At 48.2% G+C, this 25,847-nt stretch carries 15 protein-coding genes; 10 read left to right on the top strand and 5 right to left on the bottom strand.

Annotated features, from left to right (window positions below; translation table 11 throughout):
- Positions 1 to 243: 243 nt before the first annotated feature.
- The 4 genes from mutA to QZ331_RS06395 all read left to right on the top strand — a co-directional run bounded on the left by mutA (position 244) and on the right by QZ331_RS06395 (position 8,459).
- Entirely contained in the window at positions 244 to 2,145 is a 1,902-nt protein-coding gene (gene mutA / locus QZ331_RS06410; protein ID WP_294629069.1) for a methylmalonyl-CoA mutase small subunit, read from the top strand.
- 1 nt (position 2,146) lies between these two features.
- A complete protein-coding gene (scpA, locus tag QZ331_RS06405) occupies positions 2,147 to 4,294 on the top strand; it encodes a methylmalonyl-CoA mutase (RefSeq protein WP_294629067.1) in 2,148 nt (715 codons plus the stop codon).
- Between the two features lie 185 nt (positions 4,295 to 4,479).
- On the top strand, positions 4,480 to 6,570 hold the full coding sequence (locus QZ331_RS06400) for a DNA topoisomerase 3 (RefSeq protein WP_294629065.1): 2,091 nt from the start codon (positions 4,480 to 4,482) through the stop codon (positions 6,568 to 6,570).
- Positions 6,571 to 6,632: 62 nt separating this feature from the next.
- Complete coding sequence (locus QZ331_RS06395) at positions 6,633 to 8,459, top strand: endonuclease/exonuclease/phosphatase family protein (protein ID WP_294629064.1); 1,827 nt, start codon at positions 6,633 to 6,635, stop codon at positions 8,457 to 8,459.
- A 96-nt stretch (positions 8,460 to 8,555) separates the two neighbouring features.
- Here QZ331_RS06395 and QZ331_RS06390 read toward each other — a convergent pair whose 3' ends face one another.
- The 4 genes from QZ331_RS06390 to aroC all read right to left on the bottom strand — a co-directional run bounded on the left by QZ331_RS06390 (position 8,556) and on the right by aroC (position 17,178).
- Complete coding sequence (locus QZ331_RS06390) at positions 8,556 to 10,685, bottom strand: RagB/SusD family nutrient uptake outer membrane protein (RefSeq protein WP_294629062.1); 2,130 nt, start codon at positions 10,683 to 10,685, stop codon at positions 8,556 to 8,558.
- 26 nt (positions 10,686 to 10,711) lie between these two features.
- The gene (locus tag QZ331_RS06385; protein ID WP_294629060.1) at positions 10,712 to 14,050 is read right to left on the bottom strand and encodes a TonB-dependent receptor; all 3,339 of its coding nucleotides are present in this window, start codon (positions 14,048 to 14,050) and stop codon (positions 10,712 to 10,714) included.
- Between the two features lie 671 nt (positions 14,051 to 14,721).
- Positions 14,722 to 16,086: a dipeptidase gene (locus QZ331_RS06380; protein ID WP_294629097.1), complete on the bottom strand. Its 1,365-nt coding sequence runs from the start codon at positions 16,084 to 16,086 to the stop codon at positions 14,722 to 14,724.
- A gap of 15 nt (positions 16,087 to 16,101) precedes the next feature.
- Positions 16,102 to 17,178: a chorismate synthase gene (gene aroC / locus QZ331_RS06375; RefSeq protein ID WP_294629058.1), complete on the bottom strand. Its 1,077-nt coding sequence runs from the start codon at positions 17,176 to 17,178 to the stop codon at positions 16,102 to 16,104.
- Positions 17,179 to 17,358: 180 nt separating this feature from the next.
- Here aroC and QZ331_RS06370 point away from each other — a divergent pair, with 180 nt between their 5' ends.
- Complete coding sequence (locus QZ331_RS06370) at positions 17,359 to 18,642, top strand: L-serine ammonia-lyase, iron-sulfur-dependent, subunit alpha (protein WP_294629056.1); 1,284 nt, start codon at positions 17,359 to 17,361, stop codon at positions 18,640 to 18,642.
- Between the two features lie 92 nt (positions 18,643 to 18,734).
- Here QZ331_RS06370 and QZ331_RS06365 read toward each other — a convergent pair whose 3' ends face one another.
- On the bottom strand, positions 18,735 to 19,325 hold the full coding sequence (locus tag QZ331_RS06365; protein WP_294629054.1) for an FKBP-type peptidyl-prolyl cis-trans isomerase: 591 nt from the start codon (positions 19,323 to 19,325) through the stop codon (positions 18,735 to 18,737).
- A 481-nt stretch (positions 19,326 to 19,806) separates the two neighbouring features.
- Between QZ331_RS06365 and ilvD the strand changes: the two genes are divergently transcribed.
- The 5 genes from ilvD to ilvC all read left to right on the top strand — a co-directional run bounded on the left by ilvD (position 19,807) and on the right by ilvC (position 25,779).
- Positions 19,807 to 21,609 (top strand): dihydroxy-acid dehydratase, encoded by a 1,803-nt coding sequence (ilvD, locus tag QZ331_RS06360; protein ID WP_294629052.1) that lies wholly within the window; start codon positions 19,807 to 19,809, stop codon positions 21,607 to 21,609.
- Positions 21,610 to 21,634: 25 nt separating this feature from the next.
- Positions 21,635 to 23,332 carry a biosynthetic-type acetolactate synthase large subunit gene (gene ilvB, locus QZ331_RS06355; protein WP_294629050.1) on the top strand — a complete coding sequence of 566 codons (1,698 nt, stop codon included), beginning with the start codon at positions 21,635 to 21,637 and terminating at the stop codon, positions 23,330 to 23,332.
- A gap of 32 nt (positions 23,333 to 23,364) precedes the next feature.
- On the top strand, positions 23,365 to 23,928 hold the full coding sequence (gene ilvN / locus QZ331_RS06350) for an acetolactate synthase small subunit (protein ID WP_294629048.1): 564 nt from the start codon (positions 23,365 to 23,367) through the stop codon (positions 23,926 to 23,928).
- Positions 23,928 to 24,671, top strand: coding sequence for an acyl-ACP thioesterase domain-containing protein (locus tag QZ331_RS06345; protein ID WP_294629047.1), 744 nt, complete (start codon positions 23,928 to 23,930; stop codon positions 24,669 to 24,671). Before ilvN ends, QZ331_RS06345 begins: the two co-directional genes overlap by 1 nt.
- Before the next feature lie 64 nt (positions 24,672 to 24,735).
- Complete coding sequence (gene ilvC, locus QZ331_RS06340; RefSeq protein WP_294629045.1) at positions 24,736 to 25,779, top strand: ketol-acid reductoisomerase; 1,044 nt, start codon at positions 24,736 to 24,738, stop codon at positions 25,777 to 25,779.
- The last annotated feature ends 68 nt before the right edge of the window (positions 25,780 to 25,847 follow it).

Genomic DNA, 25,847 nt, shown 5'->3' with positions numbered 1-25,847 from the left:
AACGGCTGCAAAATTAATTATAACATCGGAGCTAATCAAATAAATGAATAACTAAAAGCGGAACAAAGGATAAGAATTTCCAAACACCGAACCCGTACAAAGCCAACCGGTGCGAATTTTCCTGTAAAAAGCAGCATCGTTTGAACTTATTAGTTATATTTGCATATCCAACAACGGATATCTGAAAAAAGCAATCGATAAGAAAAAGACAATATTAATTCTTGTTTTAATTTTAGATAAACTATGGCAGACAAAAAAGAAAAACTCTTCTCCGACTTTTCTTCCGTCTCCACCGAACAATGGATGGAGAAAGTCACAGCCGACCTCAAAGGCGCTGATTTTGAGAAGAAGCTCGTTTGGAAAACAAACGAAGGGTTCAAAGTGAAACCTTTCTACCGGATGGAAGACCTGGAAGGTTTGAAGACAACCGATGCGCTTCCCGGTGAATTCCCGTATCTGAGAGGAACGAAGAAAGACAACAATGAGTGGCTGGTGCGCCAGGAAATCAGAGTGGAATCTCCTCAGGAAGCCAATGCCAAAGCACTCGACATACTGAACAAAGGTGTCGACTCGCTCTCTTTCCACGTAAAAGCCAAAGAACTCAATGCCGAATATCTTGAAATCCTGCTGAACGACATTCAGGCAGAGTGTGTCGAACTGAACTTCTCTACCTGCCAGGGGCACGTGGTGGAACTGGCAAACCTGCTGGTGGCCTATTTCCAGAAGAAGGACTATGACGCGAAAAAGCTGAAAGGCTCCATCAACTATGACTTCTTCAACAAGATGCTCACCCGTGGCAAGGAAAAGGGCGACATGGTACAGACTGCCAAAGCGCTGATTGAAGCCGTACAACCGCTTCCCTTCTACCGCGTACTGAACGTGAACGCATTGTCACTCAACAATGCCGGAGCCTATATCTCTCAGGAATTGGGTTATGCATTGGCTTGGGGTAACGAATACATGAGTCAACTTACCGAAGCCGGCGTTCCTGCCGCCATAGTGGCGAAGAAAATCAAATTTAACTTCGGTATTAGCTCCAACTATTTCCTCGAAATTGCCAAATTCCGTGCAGCACGTCTGCTGTGGGCGAATATCGTAGCCTCTTACACTCCCCAATGCTTGCGCGACTGTGACAACAAAGGTGCTGACGGTTCATGCCGTTGCGCGGCAAAAATGGCGGTTCATGCCGAAACCTCTACTTTCAATCTTACGCTGTTTGACGCACACGTAAATCTGCTTCGTACGCAGACCGAAGCGATGAGTGCCGCATTGGGCGGTGTGGATTCGATGACTGTCACTCCGTTCGACAAGACTTACGGCACTCCGGACGAATTCTCCGAACGTCTGGCGCGCAACCAACAACTGCTGTTGAAGGAAGAATCTCATTTCGATAAAGTAATTGACCCGGCTGCCGGTTCTTATTATATTGAAAACCTCACGGTATCTATCGCACAGCAAGCATGGAACCTGTTTTTGTCGGTCGAAGAAGCCGGCGGTTTCTATGCAGCATTGAAAGCCGGAACAGTTCAGGCTGCTGTCAACGAAAGCAACAAGGCCCGCCACAAAGCGGTTGCTCAGCGTCGTGAAGTATTGTTGGGCACCAACCAGTTCCCCAACTTCAACGAAAAAGCCGACGGCAAACAACCAGTCGAAGCAAAATGCTGTTGCGGAGGAAAAGACCATACGTGCGAAAAAGAGGTGGATACTTTGGTGTTCGACCGTGCCGCCAGCGAATTTGAAGCACTCCGTCTCGAAACGGAAGCGTCCGGCAAACGTCCGAAAGCATTCATGCTGACTATCGGCAACCTGGCTATGCGTCAGGCGCGTGCGCAATATTCCTGCAATTTCTTGGCGTGTGCCGGCTATGAAGTGATTGATAACCTCGGATTTGAAACGGTGGAAGTCGGAGTAGAAGCGGCTGTGGCTGCCCAGGCAGATATCGTTGTAATTTGCTCGAGCGATGATGAATATGCGGAATACGCAATTCCTGCATTCAAGGCTTTGGACGGCCGTGCCATGTTTATCGTTGCCGGTGCTCCTGCTTGTATGGACGAACTGAAAGCAGCAGGTATCGAAAACTTCATCCATGTCCGTGTCAACGTACTGGATACCTTGAAAGAGTTTAACGCCAAACTATTGAAGTAAGATGAGAAAAGATTTTAAAAACTTAGATATATATGCCGCATTTCAGCCTGTCAACGGTGCTGAGTGGCAAAAGGCTAACGGTATCTCTGCCGACTGGAAGACTCCGGAACACATTGAAGTGAAGCCTGTTTATACAAAAGAAGACCTCGAAGGTATGGAACACCTCGGCTATGCTGCCGGACTTCCGCCTTATCTGCGTGGTCCGTATTCGGTAATGTACACGCTCCGTCCCTGGACTATTCGTCAGTATGCCGGATTCTCCACTGCTGAAGAATCCAATGCTTTCTATCGCCGTAACCTGGCTTCCGGTCAGAAAGGTCTGTCAGTTGCATTCGACTTGGCTACCCACCGCGGTTACGACCCCGATCACGAACGTGTAGTGGGCGATGTAGGTAAGGCGGGCGTGTCTATCTGTTCGCTGGAGAACATGAAAGTCCTGTTCGATGGTATTCCTTTGAGCAAGATGTCCGTATCCATGACCATGAACGGTGCGGTGCTTCCCGTAATGGCTTTCTATATCAATGCCGGACTGGAACAAGGTGCCAAACTGGAAGAAATGGCTGGTACTATTCAGAATGATATCCTGAAGGAATTCATGGTGCGCAACACCTATATTTATCCGCCTGCATTCTCCATGAAGATTATCTCCGATATCTTCGAATATACTTCGCAGAAGATGCCTAAGTTCAACTCTATTTCTATCTCCGGCTACCATATGCAGGAAGCGGGTGCTACGGCGGATATCGAGTTGGCTTATACGCTGGCCGACGGTCTCGAATATCTTCGCGCCGGAACTGCCGCAGGTATTGACATCGATGCGTTTGCTCCGCGTCTCTCTTTCTTCTGGGCAATCGGTACAAACCACTTTATGGAAATTGCCAAGATGCGTGCCGCACGTATGCTGTGGGCGAAGATTGTGAAACAGTTCAATCCGAAGAACCCGAAATCACTGGCATTGCGTACTCACTCGCAGACTTCCGGTTGGTCGCTGACCGAACAAGACCCGTTCAACAACGTGGGACGTACTTGCATCGAAGCGATGGCTGCCGCTTTGGGCCACACCCAATCGCTGCATACCAATGCATTGGATGAGGCAATCGCTCTTCCGACAGATTTCTCCGCACGTATTGCACGTAATACTCAGATTTATATTCAGGAAGAAACTTACATTTGTAAGAACGTTGACCCGTGGGGCGGTTCTTATTATGTAGAGTCTTTGACGAACGAACTGGCACACAAGGCTTGGGAACATATTCAGGAAATCGAAAAACTGGGTGGTATGGCAAAAGCCATCGAAACCGGTATTCCGAAGATGCGTATCGAGGAAGCTGCCGCACGTACACAGGCACGTATCGACAGCGGTCAGCAGACCATTGTCGGCGTCAACAAATATCGTTTGGAGAAAGAAGCACCGATTGACATCCTTGAAATCGACAACACGGCCGTTCGCCTCGAACAGATTGAGAATCTGAAACGTTTGAAAGAAGGACGCAACCAGGCAGAAGTAGACCAGGCTTTGGCTGCTATTACCGAATGTGTAAAGACCGGCAAAGGCAATTTGCTCGAACTGGCAGTCGAAGCTGCCCGCGTCCGTGCTACATTGGGTGAAATCTCCTATGCTTGCGAACAGGAAGTGGGACGTTATAAAGCAATAATCAGAACTATATCAGGCGTGTATTCATCAGAAAGTAAAAACGATAACGACTTCAAGCGAGCTTGCGAACTCGCCGAGAAGTTTGCAAAGGAAGAGGGACGTCAACCTCGTATCATGATTGCCAAAATGGGACAGGACGGTCACGACCGTGGTGCCAAAGTGGTAGCAACCGGCTACGCAGACTGTGGTTTCGACGTGGATATGGGACCGTTGTTCCAGACTCCGGCGGAAGCTGCCCGCGAAGCGGTAGAAAACGACGTTCACGTAGTAGGTGTTTCTTCACTGGCTGCCGGACATAAGACATTGGTTCCGCAGATTATCGAAGAGTTGAAGAAGTTGGGACGTGAAGATATCGTAGTAATTGCCGGTGGCGTTATTCCTGCGCAAGACTATGACTTCCTGTACAAAGCCGGTGTAGCCGCTATCTTCGGACCGGGTACTCCGGTTGCGAAAGCTGCTTGCCAGATTTTGGAAATACTGATGGGAGAAGAATAATAACAGTCGAAATATTGACTTCGAACATTCATGAAGTGATTGTCTTTTTACAATGAAGGACAATCACTTCTTTTTTATAAGAACCAGTTCAATACTTTCACAAATTCTTTTTTCTCTTCATATGGTCAGTGAGAAATATTCGTGTAACTTTGCACACAGTTAGTATAAAACCAAGAGGAGAAAGAATGATAGTTTGCATAGCCGAAAAACCATCTGTAGCACGTGATATAGCCGAAGTACTCGGTGCTCATACAAGAAAAGAAGGATATATAGAAGGAAACGGATACCAGGTGACCTGGACATTCGGGCATCTATGTACTTTGAAAGAGCCCCATGAATACACGCCTAATTGGAAATCGTGGAGTTTGGGCAGCTTACCGATGATTCCCCCGCGTTTCGGTATCAAGCTGATTGGGCATAACCCGGGTATTGAGAAACAGTTTCATATTATCGAGCAGTTGATGCAGAATGCAGACGAGATTATCAATTGTGGTGATGCCGGCCAGGAAGGAGAATTGATTCAGCGTTGGGTGATGCAGAAGGCTGGAGCACGCTGTCCGGTGAAGCGACTGTGGATTTCTTCTTTGACGGAAGAAGCTATTCGTGAAGGTTTTTCCAAGTTGAAAGACCAGTCTGATTTTCAGTCGTTGTATGAGGCGGGACTATCTCGTGCGATAGGTGACTGGCTGTTGGGAATGAACGCTACCCGTCTTTATACGATTAAGTACGGTCAAAATAAGCAGGTGCTCTCTATCGGTCGTGTGCAAACGCCTACTTTGGCCTTGATTGTCAACCGTCAGTTGGAAATCGCCAATTTCCAACCCAAGCAATATTGGGAACTGAAAACAAACTACCGTGACACTACCTTCTCTGCTCTCATCCGCAAGAGTGATGAAGAGATAGCTGCGGAAGAAGAGAAGAACGGTGGAAAAAAGAAAATAGACAATCCGGGCATTGACCCTATCGCCAATCGTGAAGAAGGAGAAGCACTGGTAGAACGAATCAAAGACCTGCCGTTTGTAGTGACCAGTGTCGGCAAGAAAGACGGAAAGGAATACGCTCCGCGCTTGTTCGACTTGACTTCTCTTCAAGTAGAGTGCAACAAGAAATTCGCCTATTCCGCCGATGAGACGCTGAAACTTATCCAGTCTCTTTACGAAAAGAAAGTAGCTACCTATCCGCGTGTCGATACCACTTTTCTGAGTGATGATATTTACCCGAAATGTCCCGCTATTCTGAAAGGACTTCGTGACTACGAAGTTTTGACAGCTCCTCTGAATGGTACTACGCTGCCCAAATCGAAAAAGGTATTCGATAACTCCAAAGTGACAGACCACCACGCTATTATTCCTACCGGAGTTTATGCTCAAAACCTTACCGATATGGAACGTCGTGTCTACGACCTGATAGCCCGTCGGTTTATAGCTGTATTCTATCCCGATTGCAAGATTTCCACCACGACCGTAATGGGCGAGGTCGATAAAATAGAATTTAAAGTCACTGGAAAACAAATTCTTGAACCGGGTTGGCGCGTTGTATTTGCGAAAGATGTAAAAGAGACTGCCGACGAAAAAGAAGAAGGAGAGGAGAAGGTGCTTCCTGTCTTTGTGAAAGGAGAGAGTGGTTCTCACATTCCTGACTTGAACGAGAAATGGACGCAGCCGCCAAGACCTTTTACGGAAGCGACTTTGCTTCGTGCAATGGAAACTGCCGGTAAATTGGTGGATAATGACGAACTTCGCGATGCTTTGAAAGAGAATGGTATCGGCCGTCCGTCTACCCGTGCTGCTATTATAGAAACCTTGTTCAAACGAAATTATATCCGCAAAGAGAGGAAGAACCTGATTGCTACTCCGACGGGAGTGGAATTGGTGCAACTGATTCATGAAGAACTCTTGAAATCGGCAGAACTGACCGGTATCTGGGAGAAGAAACTCCGTGAAATTGAAAAGAAAACATACGATGCCCGCCAATTCCTCGAAGAACTGAAGCAAATGGTTTCGGAAATTGTGATGAGTGTACTGTCTGATAACACAAACCGTCGTATTACCATTCAGGACGCAATAACTGTCAAAGCCGAAGAGAAAGCGAAGAAAGAACCTAAAAAACGCGAGCGGAAAGCAGCAAGTGCACCGAAAACAAAGAAAATGCAACCGGAACCGTTGGTCGGACAGCCTTGTCCGGTTTGTGGCAAGGGAACGGTTATAAAAGGAAAAACAGCCTACGGATGCTCTGAATGGAGAAACGGATGTACATACCGGAAGAACTTTGAGTAGTTGGACCGGGCTCAGGCACGATTTTGAAACGTTTGATATAAATCATTGAAAAACATACAATCATGAAAAAGATTCTTTTATTACTTGCTGCTGTTCTGCTTATTTTTCCATTGCAGGCTCAGCATACGCTGAAACTGATGAGCTATAACATCAAAAACGCGAATGGTATGGACAACGTCTGTAGTTTCCAGCGTATAGCGAATGTGATAAACAATGCTGCTCCCGATGTAGTGGCCATACAGGAGGCCGACAGCATGACGAACCGTAGCGGGCGGAAATATGTGTTGGGCGAAATAGCTGAACGTACTCAAATGTATGCTTACTTTGCGCCTGCCATCGACTATGACGGAGGAAAATACGGAATCGGACTGTTGACGAAGCAAATCCCGCTTCGCTTGCAGACCGTATCTTTGCCGGGTAGGGAAGAAGCCCGTGCCTTGATTCTTGCCGAATTTGAAGATTATGTGTATTGCTGCACTCATCTGTCGCTGACGGAAGGAGACCGGATGAAGTCGCTGGAAATCATAAAGCAACTCACCGCTTCCTGCAAAAAGCCCCTTTTCCTTGCCGGAGACATGAATGATGTGCCGGAATCGGGTTTCATCAAAGAACTGCAAAAAGATTTTCAGTTGCTTACCAATGCCGGACAGCGTACCTTCCCGTCTCCCGAACCCGAAGAAACACTTGATTATATCGTAGCGTTGAAATCGACAGCCAACGGTTTTGCCCGCATAGCTGCCCGGGTTTTGGATGAACCGGTAGCTTCCGACCATCGTCCTGTGTTGGTAGAGCTGCGCACTGCCGAAAAGGCGGATAAGATATTCCGCACGAAACCTTACTTGCAGAATCCGACAGGAAACGGCATCACGGTGATGTGGGAAACTACCGTCCCTTCTTACTGCTGGGTGGAATACGGAACGGACACCACACAACTGAAACGTGCACGCACGATTGTAGACGGACAAGTGGTATGCAATGACTATCTGCACAAAATACGTTTGGAAGATTTGCAACCCGGCACAAAGTACTACTATCGCGTCTGCTCGCAGGAAATTTTGCTTTATCAGGCCTACAAGAAAGTCTTTGGCAATACCACCCGGTCGGATTTCAGCGAATTTACGCTTCCTTCACCGGATACGGACTCTTTTACCGCCATTGTCTTTAACGACTTACACCAGCACAAGCAAACGTTTCGTGCCCTCTGCAAGCAGGTACAACATATCGGCTACGACTTCGTTGTGTTCAACGGCGACTGTGTGGACGACCCCGTCGACCACGAGCAGGCCACCACTTTTATCAGCGAACTGACCGAAGGCGTGCGCGGCGACCGCATACCTGTTTTCTTTATGCGTGGCAACCATGAAATTCGCAACGCCTATTCCATCGGTTTGCGCAACCACTACGACTATGTAGGTAACAAGACTTACGGCTCTTTCAACTGGGGCGATACGCGTATCGTTATGCTTGATTGCGGCGAAGACAAACCCGACTCCCATTGGGTATATTACGGTTTGAACGATTTTACCCAATTGCGCAATGAACAGGTAGACTTTCTGAAAAAAGAACTTGCCGCAAAGGAATTCAAGAAAGCCCGGAAGCGTATCCTTATTCACCATATTCCGGTTTACGGTAATAGCGAAGAGAACCTTTGTGCCGGTTTGTGGACGGGATTGTTGAAGAAAGCACCTTTCCACGTCAGTTTGAATGCACATACCCATGAGTTTGCTTATCATCCGAAGGGAGAATTGGGCAATAATTATCCGGTCGTTATCGGTGGCGGATATAAGATGGAGAGTGCTACGGTAATGATTTTAGAGAAAAAGAAAGAGGAAATGAGAATCAGAGTACTCAATGCGGAAGGGAAGATTTTATTGGATATTACCGTGTGATAATCGAGGCTTATAGAGAATAAAGGATAAAGCAAACAGTCCGTCTGCAACCTTCGGAGGTTGTCGGCGGACTGTTTTTTTCAGGTTACCCGAATGTTATTGCCACAATGTCTGTTGTTCCAGGTTTTTGTTCAGTAGCAATTCGTCCGAAGGAATAGGAGACAGGTAATATTTCTCTTGCCATCCTTTGCCTGCCGATACAGGATCGAGGTAGTAATAGAGATGTCCGGCGTTGCCCATAGCGGCAAGTTCTGCTTCCGAGGCCTCCATCTTGGTTGCCGGGTTCAGGATTCCGGTTCCGCCTGTGGTTGCTTTTCCGTTGTTGAAGGTAGCTGCTACATTGTCGAGGTAAACTCCGTAAGGCTGTTTGTTGACGAAATAGTCGGCTTTTTTCCAGCGGCGTACATCCTCCCATGAGAAACTTTCGCCCATAAGTTCTATCAGACGTTCGCGGCGTATTTCCCATAAAACGGGGTCTACGGTCTTATCGCGGTCGGGGTCAAAGTCGTCTCCGATTGCACTGACCTGCATTCTTCCCACTTCGGCACGGTCGCGCAGTTTGTTGATGGTCAGGTCGGCTACGGGTTGGTCAAATTTGCCCAGTTCGTACATGACTTCAGCGTAGTTGAGCATTACTTCTTCAATTTTGAAGACAGGCTTGTCCGATATTTCCATAGCGTTGTTTTGGTCTTGTTTGTCCCATGACGCATGATGTTTCCATACGAAATAGCCGCTCTTGCCACGTTGGAAGGCTTTTCCGGCGTATATGAGCTGTTCGCCACCAGTGGCGATTTGATCGTTTCCTACCTCGCAGGTGGCTACGTTGGGAACGTTTTTCAGGTAGTTGCCTGCCCAGTTACTACTCGGCAAGGCCTTGTGGGATGGTATCTGATGGTATCCGGCAGCTAAGTTCGGAATCTTGTATGTGTCGTTCTCGGCATCGTAAATACCGCGTGGAGCAAACTGGTTGAGATACTCCATCCATTTGCCATTGTTCGATTTGTCGAGTTTGTAGGTATTTGCTTCTCCGAGTCCTGTCACGTGGTAGGGCGGCATGATGGTTTGCCACATACGCGGGTCGCGCATACGGAAAGTGCGGTACACATTGCAGTTGGCATAGTCGTATGTTTCTCCTTCCGTATAGGAATTGTCCGCCAGGTTGTAGTCGTAGTGCTTGGCATTGCGGTTGTGGATGGGCAATCCCTCTTTGGTCAGGTAGAGGTCTACGGTAGACTGCGGCATTTCGAGACTTGCCGAAGCGATGTGTTCAAAGTGTCCCAAGCGGTGCATTTTGTAGTTTTCCACATATCTCACGTAGAGCAATACGCCGGGGATGTCCTGAAGATCTTCCGTTGTCCACATCTCTCCCCATCCTTTGCCGGGATGGGTATCCTGCGAGTTACCAGTGTACAGGGTGGGGTAACGTCCGATTAATTCTTTGGAAACTGTGGCACATACATTGAGCAGTTGGCTGCCGGTGATGTATCCCTTAGACGCACATTCGGATTCGTCCACCTGGTGGTATTTGCGCCACGTTCCTTCGAAAAGCGTGAATCGCGACATGAAGGCCTTCACTACGTCGCTGTTCAGCGTATTGGGCTCGGCAAGGTCGTCCTGTATGTTTTTGATACACCAATCCAGTTCTTTGTAAATCTGGTCGGCAACATAGAGGCGTGAGTCGCGCGCTTGCGTTAACTCGGGCGATGCGTCATCAAGCAGATGGTCTACGTAGATGACATCACCGTAGTTTATCATCAGCGCATAGTGGCAATATGCACGGAAGAACCGGGCGATAGCTTCGAGATGCAGCCGCTCCTGGTCTGTACACGCCGGTTCGTCGATGTGTGACAGCATGATGTTGGCACGGCGTATCCAAATGTAGGGATTGGAATATGTACCGTCTTTCGTAGGGATACTTACTGTTTGGGCTGCATAGGGGTTGGTGACGTTGCCTATTCCTGTGCCGTAATTGGTCAGCAGTCCCGAATAGATGTCGCGGGTGGAAGTTCCCAAAGCACCCGACACGTTGATAGGTCCCTGAAAGGAGGTGTATGCTCCGCTGAATACTTCGTAGAGGTTCAGTAAGTAAGTGGAACTGGTAGTGAATGAAGTAAACGCTGTCGCTTCGGTTACTTTATCTGTCGGGAGCCGCTCCAGATAAGAATCGTTACATCCCGTCAGTCCCAATGCTGTCGCTATTGTCAAGGTCTGTATTATTTTTTTCATATATCGGTCTTTTTTTAAAGTAATAACTAAAATGAGATATTTGCGCCAAAAGAAACCGTACGGTAGAGCGGATAGCTCCACGATTGTGTTTCCGGGTCGATTCCTGTCGGCAGTGAAGTGAAGGTTGCCAGGTTCTCGGCACTTACGAACAGGCGTAATTGGCTAACCTGAATCTTATTCAGCCATTGTTTCGGGAACGAATAAGACAACGTCACGTTCTTGATGCGCATATAAGCGGCACTGCTCAGCATATGGTCGTTGGTGCGGCGGTTGGAGCCCTGGTTGGCTACGGCAGAAGTGCTGCTTCCCCAGATACGCGGCAATTTGGCGTTCGGATTGGCTGCTACCATGTAGTTGGGGTCTTCGGGGTCTGTGCTCATCGGTGTCCAGTAGTCGGTTGTTCCTTTGAAGATGGGCGAGAAGGCTACATCGGTTGGCATGAAGGTGTAGAACAACTGGCCGTTGCTGAAATAATCGCGCTTGCCCACTCCCTGCAACATGATGTTGAGGTCGAAGCCTGCATAGTTCGCTCCCAGGTTGATACCATACTGGAAACGGGGAGTTGTGTTACCGATAACTTCCATATCACCGGGTTTGCTGACGGTATTGTTACCATTGTTGATGTTGTTCACATCGTCAGCGTTGTAGTCGCCGTCGCGCAGGTTCTTGAATTTGTAGTCACCCGGTCGGGGGCTGTATCCTTGCAAGGTGGGTACTCCTTCTTTCAGTTTCCAGGTTTTCGTGTCTTCAAAATCGTCTACCGTGTAGAAACCGTCGTAGCGGTATCCCCAGATTTCGCCTGCCGTCTTGCCTTCGTACAGGTAGGCAAGGCTCTTGTCTTCATTGAAGTTCAGCGATGTGATTTTGGATTTGTAGTCCCAAAGGTTGAGTCCGATGTTGTAGCCTACCTTCTTTCCGATGTTTCCGCGCCAAGCCAATTGGATTTCCCAACCGCGTGTCCGCATTTTACCCACATTCTGATTGGGGGCGTTGGCACCCAATACGGCAGGCAGGGCGACACTCTGAGAGAGGATATCTTTCGTTTCACGCTGATACCACTCGAAGCTACCTGTCAGGCGGTTGTTGAGCAACGCAAAGTCTACTCCGACGTTGGTAGTGGTGATTGTTTCCCAAGTGAAGTTGGAGCTTATCAGTCCGGGAGCTTCGATGATGGTCATATAACCGTTGTCGTTGCCGTTGAGCCATACGGTAGATTGTGTTTTCAGTCCCATTGTGGCAAGGTAATCGTAGTAGCCGGCCGAATTCTGGTTTCCGATGGAACCGTAAGAGAGACGGGGCTTCACTTGGTCGATGATGTTGCGTGTGCCTTCCATGAATTTTTCTTCTGCTAAGTTCCAGGCGAGTGAGAATGAGGGGAAGAAAGCAAACCGAGAGTTTTTGGGGAATTTGGAAGAACCGTCGTAACGTCCGTTCACTTCCAGCAGATATCTGCCTTGATAGTCATAATTGAAACGGAAGAAACCACTGCGGATGGCATAGCTTTGGTATTCATCGTTTGTGGTGACTTTGCCTTGTGCGCCGCTCATGGAAGGGATGTCTATCAACGCTTGTTTCTCTGCCCGTGTGTTGTAGTAAGCGTAGTCGTAGTCTTCCTGTGAGAAACCTGCCATGATGGAGAAGTTGTGTTCGTTGAGCAGGTTGAATCTGTAAGTGGCGTAAGCATTGTAAGCGTTACGCGTGTTGTAAAAGTGGCGTGCTATGTAATAGTCTTCTCCGGAAGGCATGGAAGATACCCCTTCCTGTATGTCGCTTGCCGACCATTTGCCGGAATAATAATTGAAGTCGGTAGCCTGCTTTTGGTAAGTGTACTCAAAGATGGCTTCCAGTCCTTTCAAGGGGCGGACGATAGATTTTAGGAAGAAGCGCGGCGTATCGATTGTAGTATGCCGTGCGTTACTGTTCCGGATGATGGCAAGCGGCGTTTTAATGATGTTGCCATTGGGGTCGAGGCCGTCAGGCAGGAAGTTGTGCAGACGGGTAGAGTACATGAATCCGCTCTCGTCGTTCAGAAATTCACGTTTCTGTTGCGAGTAGTTGAAGGTAGCCTCTTGAGTATACCATTTGGTTACGTCTGCCGATACCATTCCGTTGAATGTCATACGCTTATAGTTGTCCTTGTCGCCCTGCAACGGACCGTTCTCTGTATAGCGATTGCCCGACATACGGAAACGTACGCGTTCGGAAGCACCGCTCACCGTGAAGTTATGGGTTTGTGAAAAACCGGTCTCGAGCATCCGGTCGTAGAGGCTCTCCTGTTTCAGATAATAACGCTTGTTGTCTGCATTGGCTACCAAGATACCGGTATCTTCGTAGAAGGTTCCTAAGTTTGACAATGCGCTGCGGTTGGTATTGTACAGGTTCAGATACTCCAGCCACGAGTCAATGTTCTGGCTGTTACCGCCTGCATACGTGTTGCCCAATGTCTCCTTGTAGATAGGAAGGAAGGTTTCGAGACCTACTTGTTCGGGAGTGCCGGCAGCTTTGACGAAACCGAAATTGTTGTTGTAGCTGACTGTTATTTTTTCTTCCTTGTTGGGGCGTTTGGTCGTAATCAATATAACTCCTGCTGCTGCGCGCGCTCCGTAGATAGCTGCCGATGAGGCATCTTTTAATACCGTCACCGATTCGATGTCTTCGGGATTCAGTGCGTCGATGTCGCCCGGAACGTTGTCAATCAGTATCAACGGAGACAATGCAGTCGTTTCATTGTTTTTGTTCGAGAAAGTAACGGAACCGCGAATCTGGATGTTTTTTCCAGTCTGTCCCGGCGTGTTGCTGCCACTGCTGATGGTAAGTCCGGGGATGGCACCTTGAAGAGCTGCCGCCGTGTTGGGTTGCGGACGGCTGCCCAACACTTCGTCCATCTTCACCGTAGAGACCGAACCCGACAGATTGGCTTTCTTTTGCGTACCGTAGCCCACTACGACTACCTCTTCCAACTGTTTCGAATCGTCTTCCAAGACAATCTGGACCGTGTTGCTGTCGGTTACTTTTACTTCCATCGTTTTATAACCGACGTAACTCACCTGTAGCGTGACAGGAAGTTTGTCTACCTCCAACGTGAATTCTCCATCCAAGTTGGTGATGCATCCGACCGTTGTGTTGGGGATAATGACGGAAGCTCCGATGACGGTTTCTTTCGTCTTGTCCATCACAACTCCTTTTACGGTATGTTTCTTCGATTGTTGGGGAAGGGGAGCCACGCTTTCGCTTTCATTGTTGCCACGAACGTTGCTCTCATGCGTAGGTGAAGCTGCCGAGGCCGGATACCCGACCGACAGAAAGAGAACCGTCAGAGCAAACAAGAACCAATAATGCTTGGATCTACATGATTTCTTTTTCATACTTAGATTCTTTTTAGTTAATAAATAAAATTCCTTCTATTATAAATAAGTAGTGATAACTCAAAATAACGATGGGCGGACATTTGGAGGAAATGTTCCTATGTACTGCGTTTTTTTGAGTTTATTTGCTATATTTATAACGATTCTGCAAATGTAGCAAATAATCTATTGCGATAATTGAATCGCTTTGATATTTTTTTTATAATATTTGGTTGTAAGTAGTTAAAAGCTCCTGCTGTTTCGTATATAACCGCTTCATTACAAATAAGAAGAACCTCGTAGTTGTCACTCTTCCTAATGCTTTTTCACTGAACGTACGCTACCTGAAATCTAATCTTTCTCTTGCGACGGCCTATCGGTTGCAATGCGAACGACTGTTGTTTTTCTTACTGCAAACTATTCGTCTGACTATAGTTGAACTTGCGTCTGACTATAGTGTTCGTTTCGTCTAACTATAGTCAGACGAAAAAGACACTATAGTCAGACGAATAAATTTATGCATTCCGGCCGTTAGTCGTTAGGCAACGGAGATGTAAAGTTTAGGCAATTTTTCCTTAGTCTTTCTCTATTATCGGTTTGTCCGTACACAAACAAAAGAACGGTAGACAGATGCTTGGTTGTAAACCTGTCTACCGTTCTTCGTTTAGTTTTCCGATGGGGTGGCCGGAGTGTTACATTCTTGCGTATTCTTTATGAAATTCGACCACTGCTTCGATGCCTTTACGGAAAATGTCCAACGAGAAGTTTTCGTTGGGCGAATGGATGGCGTCGGATTCGAGTCCGAATCCCATCAATACGGTTTTGATTCCCAACACTTGTTCGAAAGTGGAGATGATAGGAATACTGCCGCCACGGCGCACAGCCAACGGTTTCTTGCCGAAAGCAATTTCGAAACCTTTCTCCGCCGCCCGGTAGGCAGGAAGAGAGATGGGGCAGACATAGCCTTGTCCGCCGTGCATCGGTGTCACTTTTACCTGCACCGTGTCGGGGGCGATGCTGCGGATATAGTCGACAAACATTCGGGAAATTTTGTGATGATTCTGGTGTGCTACCAGGCGGCAAGAGACTTTTGCATAAGCCTTCGACGGAAGCACGGTCTTCGACCCCTCTCCCGTATATCCGCCCCATATGCCGCATACATCGAAAGAGGGACGGCAACTGTTGCGTTCGAGTGTGCTGTATCCTTTCTCTCCGGACACCTCCTTCACGCCGATTGCCTCTTTGTATTTCTTCTCGTCGAACGGGATATGTGCAATCATGTCCCGTTCGGCTTGCGGCACTTCTTCCACGTCGTCATAGAATCCGGGAACCGTAATACGTCCGTCGGCATCCGTCACCTTGCCGATAAGCTGGCAAAGGGTGTTGATGGGATTGGCTACCGCGCCCCCGAAATGTCCGGAATGCAAGTCCCGGTTCGGGCCGGTCACCTCTATCTCCCAATACGCCAGTCCGCGCAGGCCGGTGGTAAGCGAAGGAAGTTCCGCGCCCAGCATACTCGTGTCCGAAACAAGGATGACGTCTGCTTTCAGAAGCTCCTTATGTTCCTCGCAGAACGCTTCCAGGCTCGGAGAGCCGATTTCTTCTTCTCCCTCGAAGATGAATTTCACATTGTTTTCCAACAATCCGTTTTTAAGCAGGTATTCGAACGCTTTTACTTGAATGAAGGATTGTCCTTTGTCGTCGTCGGCGCCGCGTGCCCAAATATGTTCGTCGCGTATCTCCGGTTCGAACGGTTGGCTCTTCCAAAGCTCCAGCGGTTCGGCAGGCATTACGTCGTAGTGGGCGTACACCAACACGGTCTTCGCCTTCGGGTCTACGGTTTTTTGGGCAAATACAATCGGGTTTCCCTGCGAGGGCATTACCAGTGCTTCGTCTGCTCCGGCTTCCGTCAGCAGTTGTGCCCAGCGTTCGGCGCAGGCAAGCATATCATCGTGATGTTCGGGCAAGGCGCTGATGCTTGGGATGCGGATAAGGCTGAATAGGTCTTCCAGTATCTTCGGTTCGTTCTCGGCGATGTATTTCCTGATTTCGTTCATAACTTCCATAAGTATTTAGAGTTGCGTGGTTTTATCCAACAAATAATAATCGAGTATAGTCATGGCTGCCATTGCTTCGACGATGGGTACGGCACGGGGCAAAACACAGGCGTCGTGGCGTCCCCGGGCTTTTAGCGTGGTGTCTATTCCGTTGATGTTGACAGTCTCCTGCTCCATCAGCAGGGTGGCGATGGGTTTGAATACCACACGGAAATAAATGTCCTGTCCGTTGCTTATTCCGCCCTGGATACCGCCCGAGTGGTTGGTATGCGTTTCAATCCGTCCGTTGTTGTTGTAGAAAACGTCGTTCTGTTCGGAGCCTTTCATTTTCAATCCCTTGAATCCTTCGCCGTATTCGAATGCTTTGGCGGCGTTGATGCTGAGCATAGCGTTGCCTAAGGCAGCATGGAGTTTGCCGAAAACGGGCTGCCCCAATCCGATGGGACATCCTTTGATGACGCAAGTCAGCGTACCGCCGATGGTGTCGCCTTCGCCTTTTACCTTATATATAAGGTCGGCCATTTCTTTCGCCTTCTCCGGGTCGGGACAACGTACGTCGTTGGTCTCCGCCAGGTCGAGGTCGTAGTCGGAATACGTGCCTTCCAACTTGATGGCGCCTACTTGTGATGTATAGGCAGTGATGCTGACGCCCAATTGGCGAAGCGCCAATTTTGCTAAAGCGCCGGCTACCACGCGCGAGATGGTTTCGCGTGCCGACGAACGCCCGCCGCCACGATGGTCGCGGATACCATATTTCACGGTGTAGGTATAGTCGGCGTGCGAAGGACGATATACGCTTTTCAGATTGTTGTAATCGCTGGAATGTTGATTTTCGTTCCATACGATAAAACCGATGGGACATCCGGTCGATTTTCCCTCGAAGATGCCGGAAAGAAACTCTACCTTGTCGGCTTCTTTGCGTGGCGTGGTAAGAATGGATTGCCCCGGACGGCGACGATTCAGTTCTTGTTGTACAAATTCTTCGTCGATGGTGATTCCTGCGGGAAATCCGTCAATCACTCCTCCGACTCCTTTTCCATGAGACTCACCGAAGCTCGTGAGCCGGAAGATATTGCCAAATGAATTGAACATAGTTGTGGCTTTTAAAAGTTACTGTATGCAAATATAACAAAGTTTTCAATACGATTGTTGTCAACTTCAAATATCTTCTGCAAAAGAAAGCATACAAAAAAGAATTCATTATTTATGCATCGGTTATGCACTTTGTGGAAAACTATTTTTATCTTTGTGAAAACAAAACTTTGAAAGTGCATGACTGAATTTGAAAGACAGCAAATCATAGAGCTGGTTAAAAAAGAAGTAATTCCGGCTATCGGTTGCACGGAACCTATTGCCGTGGCACTTTGTGTAGCCAAAGCGGCGGAAACACTGGGTGAGAAACCGGAAAAAATAGAGGTGTTGCTGAGCGCCAATATCTTGAAAAACGCAATGGGAGTGGGAATTCCCGGTACAGGCATGGTGGGGCTGCCCATCGCTGTTGCCTTAGGAGCATTGATAGGCAAGTCGGAATACCAGTTGGAGGTATTGAGAGACTGTACGCCCGAAGCCGTGGCACAAGGCGAACGGTTTATCGCCGAAAAGCGGATTCATATCTCTTTGAAGGAGAACATCACCGAAAAACTGTACATCGAAGTGGTGTGCAAGGCCGGCGGCAAAAAGGCCGAAGCTGTCATTGCCGGAGGACATACCACTTTTATATATATAGCCAAAGACGAAAATGTACTGTTTGACAGTCAACATACTGCTGCTGAAGAGGAGAAGAGTGTTTCTCTTGACCTGAACCTGCGCAAAGTGTATGATTTTGCCCTGACGGCTCCTTTGGACGAGATTCGTTTCATCCTCGATACTGCCCGCTTGAACAAAGCTGCCGCCGAAGAGGCCTTCAAAGGCAACTACGGACATTCTTTAGGAAAAATGCTTCGGGGCACCTACGAACACAAGGTGATGGGCGACAGTGTGTTTTCGCACATCCTTTCTTACACTTCGGCAGCTTGCGATGCCCGTATGGCAGGAGCCATGATTCCGGTCATGAGCAACTCCGGCAGTGGCAATCAGGGGATATCTGCCACGTTGCCCGTCGTAGTCTTTGCCGAAGAGAACGATAAGAGCGAAGAGGAGCTTATCCGTGCTTTGATGCTGAGCCATCTCACGGTAATCTATATCAAACAGAGTTTGGGACGCTTGTCCGCCCTGTGCGGTTGTGTGGTAGCCGCTACCGGTTCCAGTTGTGGAATAACTTGGCTGATGGGAGGTAATTACGAACAGGTAGCTTTTGCCGTTCAGAATATGATTGCCAATCTGACGGGAATGATTTGCGACGGTGCGAAACCGAGTTGTGCTTTGAAGGTTACTACCGGAGTTTCGACAGCCGTATTGTCGGCCATGATGGCAATGGAAAACCGTTGTGTGACTTCAGTGGAGGGGATTATTGATGAAGACGTAGACCAAAGTATCTGCAATCTGACAAGAATCGGTTCACAGGCTATGAACGAAACGGACAAAGTAGTGCTCGATATAATGACGCACAAAGGATAAGGAACTGAAAAAGAAAAAGCACGGGCGATATGGATTCTGCAATTAGCTTATGAACTGCGCATCCGTATCGCCCGTGCCTGATAAATTGTTGATTAATGGCAGTGTCCGCCTTCGCAACCGCAGTCGTCGCCACACTCATGGTCGCCGCAGCCGCCACCGCAACTGTCGCATCCGCAACCGCAGCCTTCACCGCTCATCAACTTGATTAACTCCTGGATTTCTTCGTTAGTGGCAGGACGGCTTTCAATCACTTCGCCTTCAAAGACAAGGTCGGCACCTGCCAACGGATGGTTGAGGTCGACTACTACCACGTCGGGTTTGATTTCCACTACGCTGGCGTTCACACGTTGTCCGTCTCCGGTCATCAAAGGAACGATGTTTCCCTCTTGGATGTGTTCGCTGTCGAATTTGCCGTCGATTTCAAAAATATTTTTAGGAAGGTCAATCACGTGTTGTTCGTCATACTGGCCGTATGCTTTGTCTGCTACGATGGTAAACTCAAATTTATCACCTTTAGAAAGAGCAACCACCTGATTCTCGAAATCTTCGAGCGTTGTTCCTAATCCTGAAATGAACTGGAAAGGGTGTTCGGCTTTTGCTTCTTCAAACAACTCTTTTTTACCATCTTCCATTGTATATAGTTTGTATGCAACGGTAATGTACTTGTTTTCTACTGTTTCCATCTGATATTTTATATTTCTAAATTAATAAATCTCCGAAAAACGGGTTGACAAAGATACGAATAATTTGCTTGTGCACCGGACTTGGGTATGTAAATTTCAGATTATTAAGTGCTTTTGTCGGAAGGTTTCGGCAGGGTATACACGGATATAATGGTTGTAAATCCTACTTTTAAGTGATAAAATAAAGTCATAATACCGATGTTGACTTACAATTATTAGCTTTTTGGTGTTTTTTTTATTCGATTTGTTTGGATATAATAAAAAAGCCCTTACCTTTGCACCCAAAAAATAAAGAAAAGAAGATATGAATATGTTACATACATCCGTTAACCTCGCAGTCCTGCATATTATTCGCGTCGTGGTGTTGCCATCAAGAGCGTGAGAAAGGTTTTGTGTTGTATGTATCCGTATCATAAAGATAGAATTTAGAGCCTTTCTCACCGATGTGGGAAAGGCTCTTCAATTTAAAAGACAGATGGAAATGAAAAAGCAATTACGCAGTTCGTTTAGTACACAAGGTCGTCGCATGGCGGGAGCCCGGGCGTTATGGGCAGCTAATGGCATGAAGAGAGAGCAGATGGGCAAGCCTATTATCGCCATTGTCAATTCGTTTACGCAGTTTGTACCGGGACACGTACACCTGCACGAAATCGGGCAGGTGGTGAAAGCTGAAATTGAAAAGTTGGGATGCTTTGCTGCGGAATTCAATACGATAGCCATTGACGACGGCATCGCTATGGGACACGATGGAATGCTTTATTCGCTTCCTTCGCGCGATATCATCGCCGACAGCGTAGAGTATATGGTCAATGCGCATAAGGCAGATGCAATGGTGTGCATCAGTAATTGCGATAAAATCACTCCGGGTATGTTGATGGCTTCCATGCGCCTGAATATCCCTACCGTATTCGTATCGGGCGGACCGATGGAAGCCGGCGAGTGGAACGGGCAGCATCTCGACCTGATTGACGCCATGATTAAGTCTGCCGACCAAAGCGTAAGCGATGAAGAGGTTGCCCATATCGAGCGGAACGCCTGTCCTACCTGCGGATGTTGCTCCGGAATGTTTACCGCCAACTCCATGAACTGCCTCAATGAAGCCATCGGACTGGCACTTCCCGGAAACGGAACCATCGTGGCTACTCACGAGAACCGTACGCAACTCTTCAAGGATGCTGCCAGGCTGATTGTGGAAAATGCAATGAAATATTACAATGAGGGAGATGAAAGCGTACTTCCGCGCAGCATCGCTACCCGTGCAGCATTTCTGAATGCGATGACACTCGATATTGCGATGGGCGGCTCTACCAATACGGTACTCCATCTGCTGGCGGTTGCCCACGAAGCGGGAGTGGATTTCAAGATGGACGACATCGATATGCTTTCCCGCAAAACTCCCTGTCTCTGCAAAGTGGCTCCGAATACGCAGAAATACCATATTCAGGATGTGAACCGTGCCGGCGGTATTATCGGCATTATGGAGGAGCTGGCAAAAGCCGGACTTATCGACACATCGGTTTGCCGCGTCGACGGAATCTCTTTGGCGCAAGCTATCGGTGAATATTCCATCACCCGTCCGGATGTCAGCGAGAAAGCTGCCGGGATATATTCGAGTGCTGCCGCCAATAAATTCAATCTGGTACTCGGTTCGCAAGGTACGTACTACGAAGAATTGGATAAAGACCGTGCTGCCGGATGCATCCGCGACCTGGAACACGCTTACAGTAAAGACGGCGGACTCGCCGTACTGAAAGGGAACATCGCACAGGACGGCTGTGTGGTAAAGACAGCAGGCGTAGACGAGAGTATCTGGAAATTTACCGGCCCTGCCAAAGTATTTGATTCGCAAGAAGCAGCCTGCGAAGGTATTCTCGGCGGGCGGGTGGTCAGTGGCGACGTGGTTGTCATCACGCACGAAGGCCCGAAGGGCGGTCCCGGTATGCAGGAGATGCTTTATCCTACCTCTTATATAAAATCACGCCATCTCGGAAAAGAGTGCGCCTTGATTACCGACGGGCGTTTCAGTGGCGGAACTTCCGGTTTGAGTATCGGACATATTTCGCCCGAAGCGGCGGCAGGAGGAAATATCGGAAAGATTGTTGACGGAGACATCATCGAAATCGACATTCCTGCCCGGACCATTAACGTGCGGCTGACGGATGAAGAATTGGCGGCACGTCCGATGGCGCCTGTCACTCGGGAGCGTTATGTGCCGAAGAGCCTGAAAGCATATGCAGGCCTGGTAAGTTCCGCCGATAAGGGAGCAGTGAGAATAATCGATTGATACACATCTTTCAATATCAAAAAGAATGAGTAAAGACTTAATAACAGGTGCGGAAGCTTTGATGCGCTCTTTGGAACATCAGGGAGTAAATACCATCTTCGGATATCCCGGGGGCTCTATCATGCCGGTATTCGATGCTTTATTCGATCATCAGCAGACGTTGAACCATGTTTTGGTTCGTCACGAACAGGGAGCTGCCCATGCGGCACAAGGTTACGCCCGCGTATCGGGCGAGGTAGGGGTTTGCCTGGTGACAAGCGGCCCCGGCGCTACCAACACGATTACCGGCATTGCCGATGCAATGATAGACAGTACGCCTATCGTAGTGATTGCCGGGCAGGTGGGAACCGGTTTCCTCGGAACGGATGCTTTTCAGGAAGTCGATTTGGTAGGTATCACGCAGCCCATTTCCAAATGGAGTTATCAGATTCGGCGGGCGGAAGATGTAGCTTGGGCGGTGGCACGTGCATTCTATATTGCCCGCAGCGGCCGTCCCGGTCCGGTGGTGCTCGATTTTGCCAAGAACGCGCAAGTGGAAAAAACGAAATACGAACCGGTGAAGTTGGACTTTGTGCGCAGTTATGTTCCCGTGCCTGATATGGACGGGGAGGCACTGAAAGCGGCTGCCGAACTGATAAATAAGGCCGAACGTCCGCTTGTATTGGTAGGACAGGGCGTTGAATTGGGCAATGCACAGAGTGAATTGTGCGCTTTTATTGAAAAGGCGGACCTTCCTGCCGGCTGTACACTGCTCGGACTTTCGGCTTTGCCGACGGAACATCCGTTGAATAAGGGTATGTTGGGTATGCACGGCAACTTGGGGCCGAATATCAACACCAACAAATGCGATGTGCTGATTGCCGTCGGTATGCGCTTTGACGACCGTGTGACAGGCAATCTCGCTACTTACGCCAAACAGGCAAAGGTTATCCACTTCGACATCGACCCTGCCGAAATAGACAAGAATGTGAAAGCGGATGTAGCGGTGTTGGGCGATTGCAAACATACATTGGCGGCTGTCACGGAACTCTTGAAGGAGAATACCCATACCGAATGGATTGACAGCTTCAAGGAATACGAGCGAGTAGAAGAGGAGAAGGTAATCCGCCCCGAACTTTATCCAGTTTCGGATGCTTTGACTATGGGAGAAGTGGTACGTGCGGTGAGTGAGGCAACTCGTCACGAAGCTGTGCTGGTGACGGACGTAGGACAAAATCAAATGATGTCCGCACGTTATTTTAAATATACGAAAGAGCGTAGCATCATCACTTCCGGCGGACTTGGAACGATGGGCTTCGGACTTCCTGCCGCTATCGGCGCGACGTTCGGTGCACCGGAACGTACCGTATGCGCATTTATGGGCGATGGCGGGCTTCAAATGAATATCCAGGAGTTGGGAACCGTCATGGAGCGCAAAGCCCCGGTGAAAATTATCTGTATGAACAATAACTACCTCGGCAACGTGCGCCAATGGCAAGCTATGTTCTTCAACCGCCGCTATTCATTTACACCGATGTTGAATCCGGACTATATGAAAATAGCTTCGGCGTATGATATTCCTTCCAAACGTGTCTTCACCCGCGAAGAATTGAAGGAAGCCATTGAGGAGATGTTGGCTGCCGATGGGCCGTTCCTGCTCGAAGCCTGTGTGTTGGAAGAGGGGAATGTATTGCCGATGACACCTCCGGGCGGTTCGGTCAATCAAATGTTGCTGGAGTGTTAACGGAAGTCGGGGTTCGCATAAAAAATAGAGTTATGAGTGATAAGACATTATATACCATCATCGTCCATTCGGAAAACTTTGCCGGATTGTTGAATCAGGTAACGGCTGTATTTACCCGTCGGCAGATAAATATTGAAAGTTTGAATGTATCCGCATCGTCCATCAAAGGCGTACATAAATATACCATCACGGCTTGGACGGATAAGGATACGATAGAGAAGGTTGTGAAGCAGATAGAGAAGAAGATTGACGTTATCCAGGCGCACTACTTTACGGAAGATGAAATTTACTTTCATGAGATTGCCCTATATAAGGTATCTACTCCAGAGTTTCAGGAGAACCCGGAAGCATCGAAAGTGATACGCAGGTACAACGCCCGTGTGGTGGAAGTGAATCCTGTATTTTCCATTGTCGAGAAAAACGGCATGAGTGAAGAGATTACTTCGCTTTACGGCGAACTGAAAGCGCTGGATTGTGTTCTTCAGTTTGTCCGTTCAGGGCGCGTGGCCATCACTACCAGTTGCTTCGAACGAGTGAATGAGTTTCTCGACGGACGGGAAACAAGGTATAATCAAAGTAAAAAACAACAGGAATAATGAGTGAATCTGATAAAATAGGAACTTACAAATTTATTGCCGAACCGTTTCATGTCGATTTCAACGGACGTCTGACAATGGGCGTGCTTGGCAATCATCTATTGAATTGCGCTGGCTTTCATGCTACCGACCGTGGGTTTGGTATTGCGACGCTGAACGAGGATAACTATACTTGGGTGCTTTCCCGATTGGCTATTGAACTGGACGAAATGCCTTATCAGTACGAGAACTTCTCGGTGCAGACGTGGGTGGAGAATGTGTATCGCCTGTTTACCGACCGTAACTTTGCCATTGTCGATAAAGACGGCAAAAGGATAGGCTATGCCCGTTCGATATGGGCTATGATTAATCTGAATACCCGCAAACCTGCCGACTTGCTGACATTGCACGGTGGAAGTATCGTAGACTATGTGTGCGATGAACCTTGCCCGATAGAGAAGTCTTCACGCATTAAGGTGACAAGCGACAAGCCGTTGGCGACACTGACGGCGAAATACAGCGACATTGACATCAACGGTCATGTGAACAGCATTCGTTACATAGAACATATCCTCGATTTGTTTCCGATAGAACTTTATAAGACGAAGCGCATCCGCCGTTTTGAAATGGCCTATGTAGCGGAAAGTTATTTCGGCGATGAACTTTCGTTCTTCTGCGACGAAGTCAACGAAAACGAGTTCCATGTCGAAGTGAAGAAGAATGGCAGCGAGGTAGTCTGCCGCTCAAAAGTAGTATTTGAATAAGTAGAATATAAAATCAATTAATAACAGATGGCGTAAGCTGTCGAAACTAAAAACAAAGAAGAAAATGGCACAGTTGAATTTTGGCGGAACTGTTGAAACAGTAGTGATTCGTGACGAATTTCCATTGGAAAAAGCTCGCGAAGTATTGAAAAACGAAACAATAGCTGTTATCGGTTATGGCGTTCAGGGACCCGGACAGGCATTGAACTTGCGTGACAACGGTTTCAATGTAATCGTTGGGCAGCGTGAAGGAAAAACATACGATAAGGCAGTGGCAGACGGATGGGTTCCGGGCGAAACATTGTTCGGAATTGAAGAAGCCTGCGAGAAAGGTACTATCATCATGTGTCTGTTGTCCGACGCGGCGGTCATGTCCGTATGGCCTACCCTTAAGCCTTATCTGACTGCTGGAAAAGCACTTTATTTCTCTCATGGTTTTGCCATCACCTGGAACGACCGTACGGGCGTTGTTCCTCCTGCCGATATCGACGTTATCATGGTTGCTCCTAAGGGGTCGGGTACTTCCTTGCGTACCATGTTTCTTGAAGGTCGCGGCTTGAACTCTTCTTATGCTATTTACCAGGATGCTACCGGTAAGGCTTACGAAAGAACCATCGCTCTGGGTATCGGTATCGGTTCGGGCTATTTGTTTGAAACGACTTTCCAGCGTGAAGCTACGTCTGACCTTACAGGTGAACGCGGCTCATTGATGGGTGCTATCCAGGGTTTGTTGCTGGCACAATATGAAGTCTTGCGCGACAATGGTCATTCTCCTTCCGAAGCATTCAACGAGACGGTAGAAGAACTTACTCAGTCGTTGATGCCGCTTTTCGCAAAGAACGGTATGGACTGGATGTATGCAAACTGTTCTACTACTGCTCAGCGTGGTGCTCTTGACTGGATGGGGCCTTTCCATGATGCCATCAAGCCGGTAGTTGAAAAGTTGTATCACAGCGTTAAGATCGGCAACGAAGCTCAGATTTCCATTGACAGCAATTCGCAACCGGATTACCGTGAGAAACTGAACGAGGAACTCCGCCAACTGCGTGAAAGCGAAATGTGGCAGACGGCTGTTACCGTACGCAAACTTCGCCCGGAGAATAATTAATCCGGTCGGGATATTGCTTGGGTGGGATTTAGCACGGAAGTCTTGGAATTCCGTGCTGAGTCCCATCT

Source organism: uncultured Bacteroides sp., assembly GCF_910586915.1.
Classification (GTDB): domain Bacteria; phylum Bacteroidota; class Bacteroidia; order Bacteroidales; family Bacteroidaceae; genus Bacteroides.
This window is presented reverse-complemented; position numbering and strand designations above follow the sequence as displayed.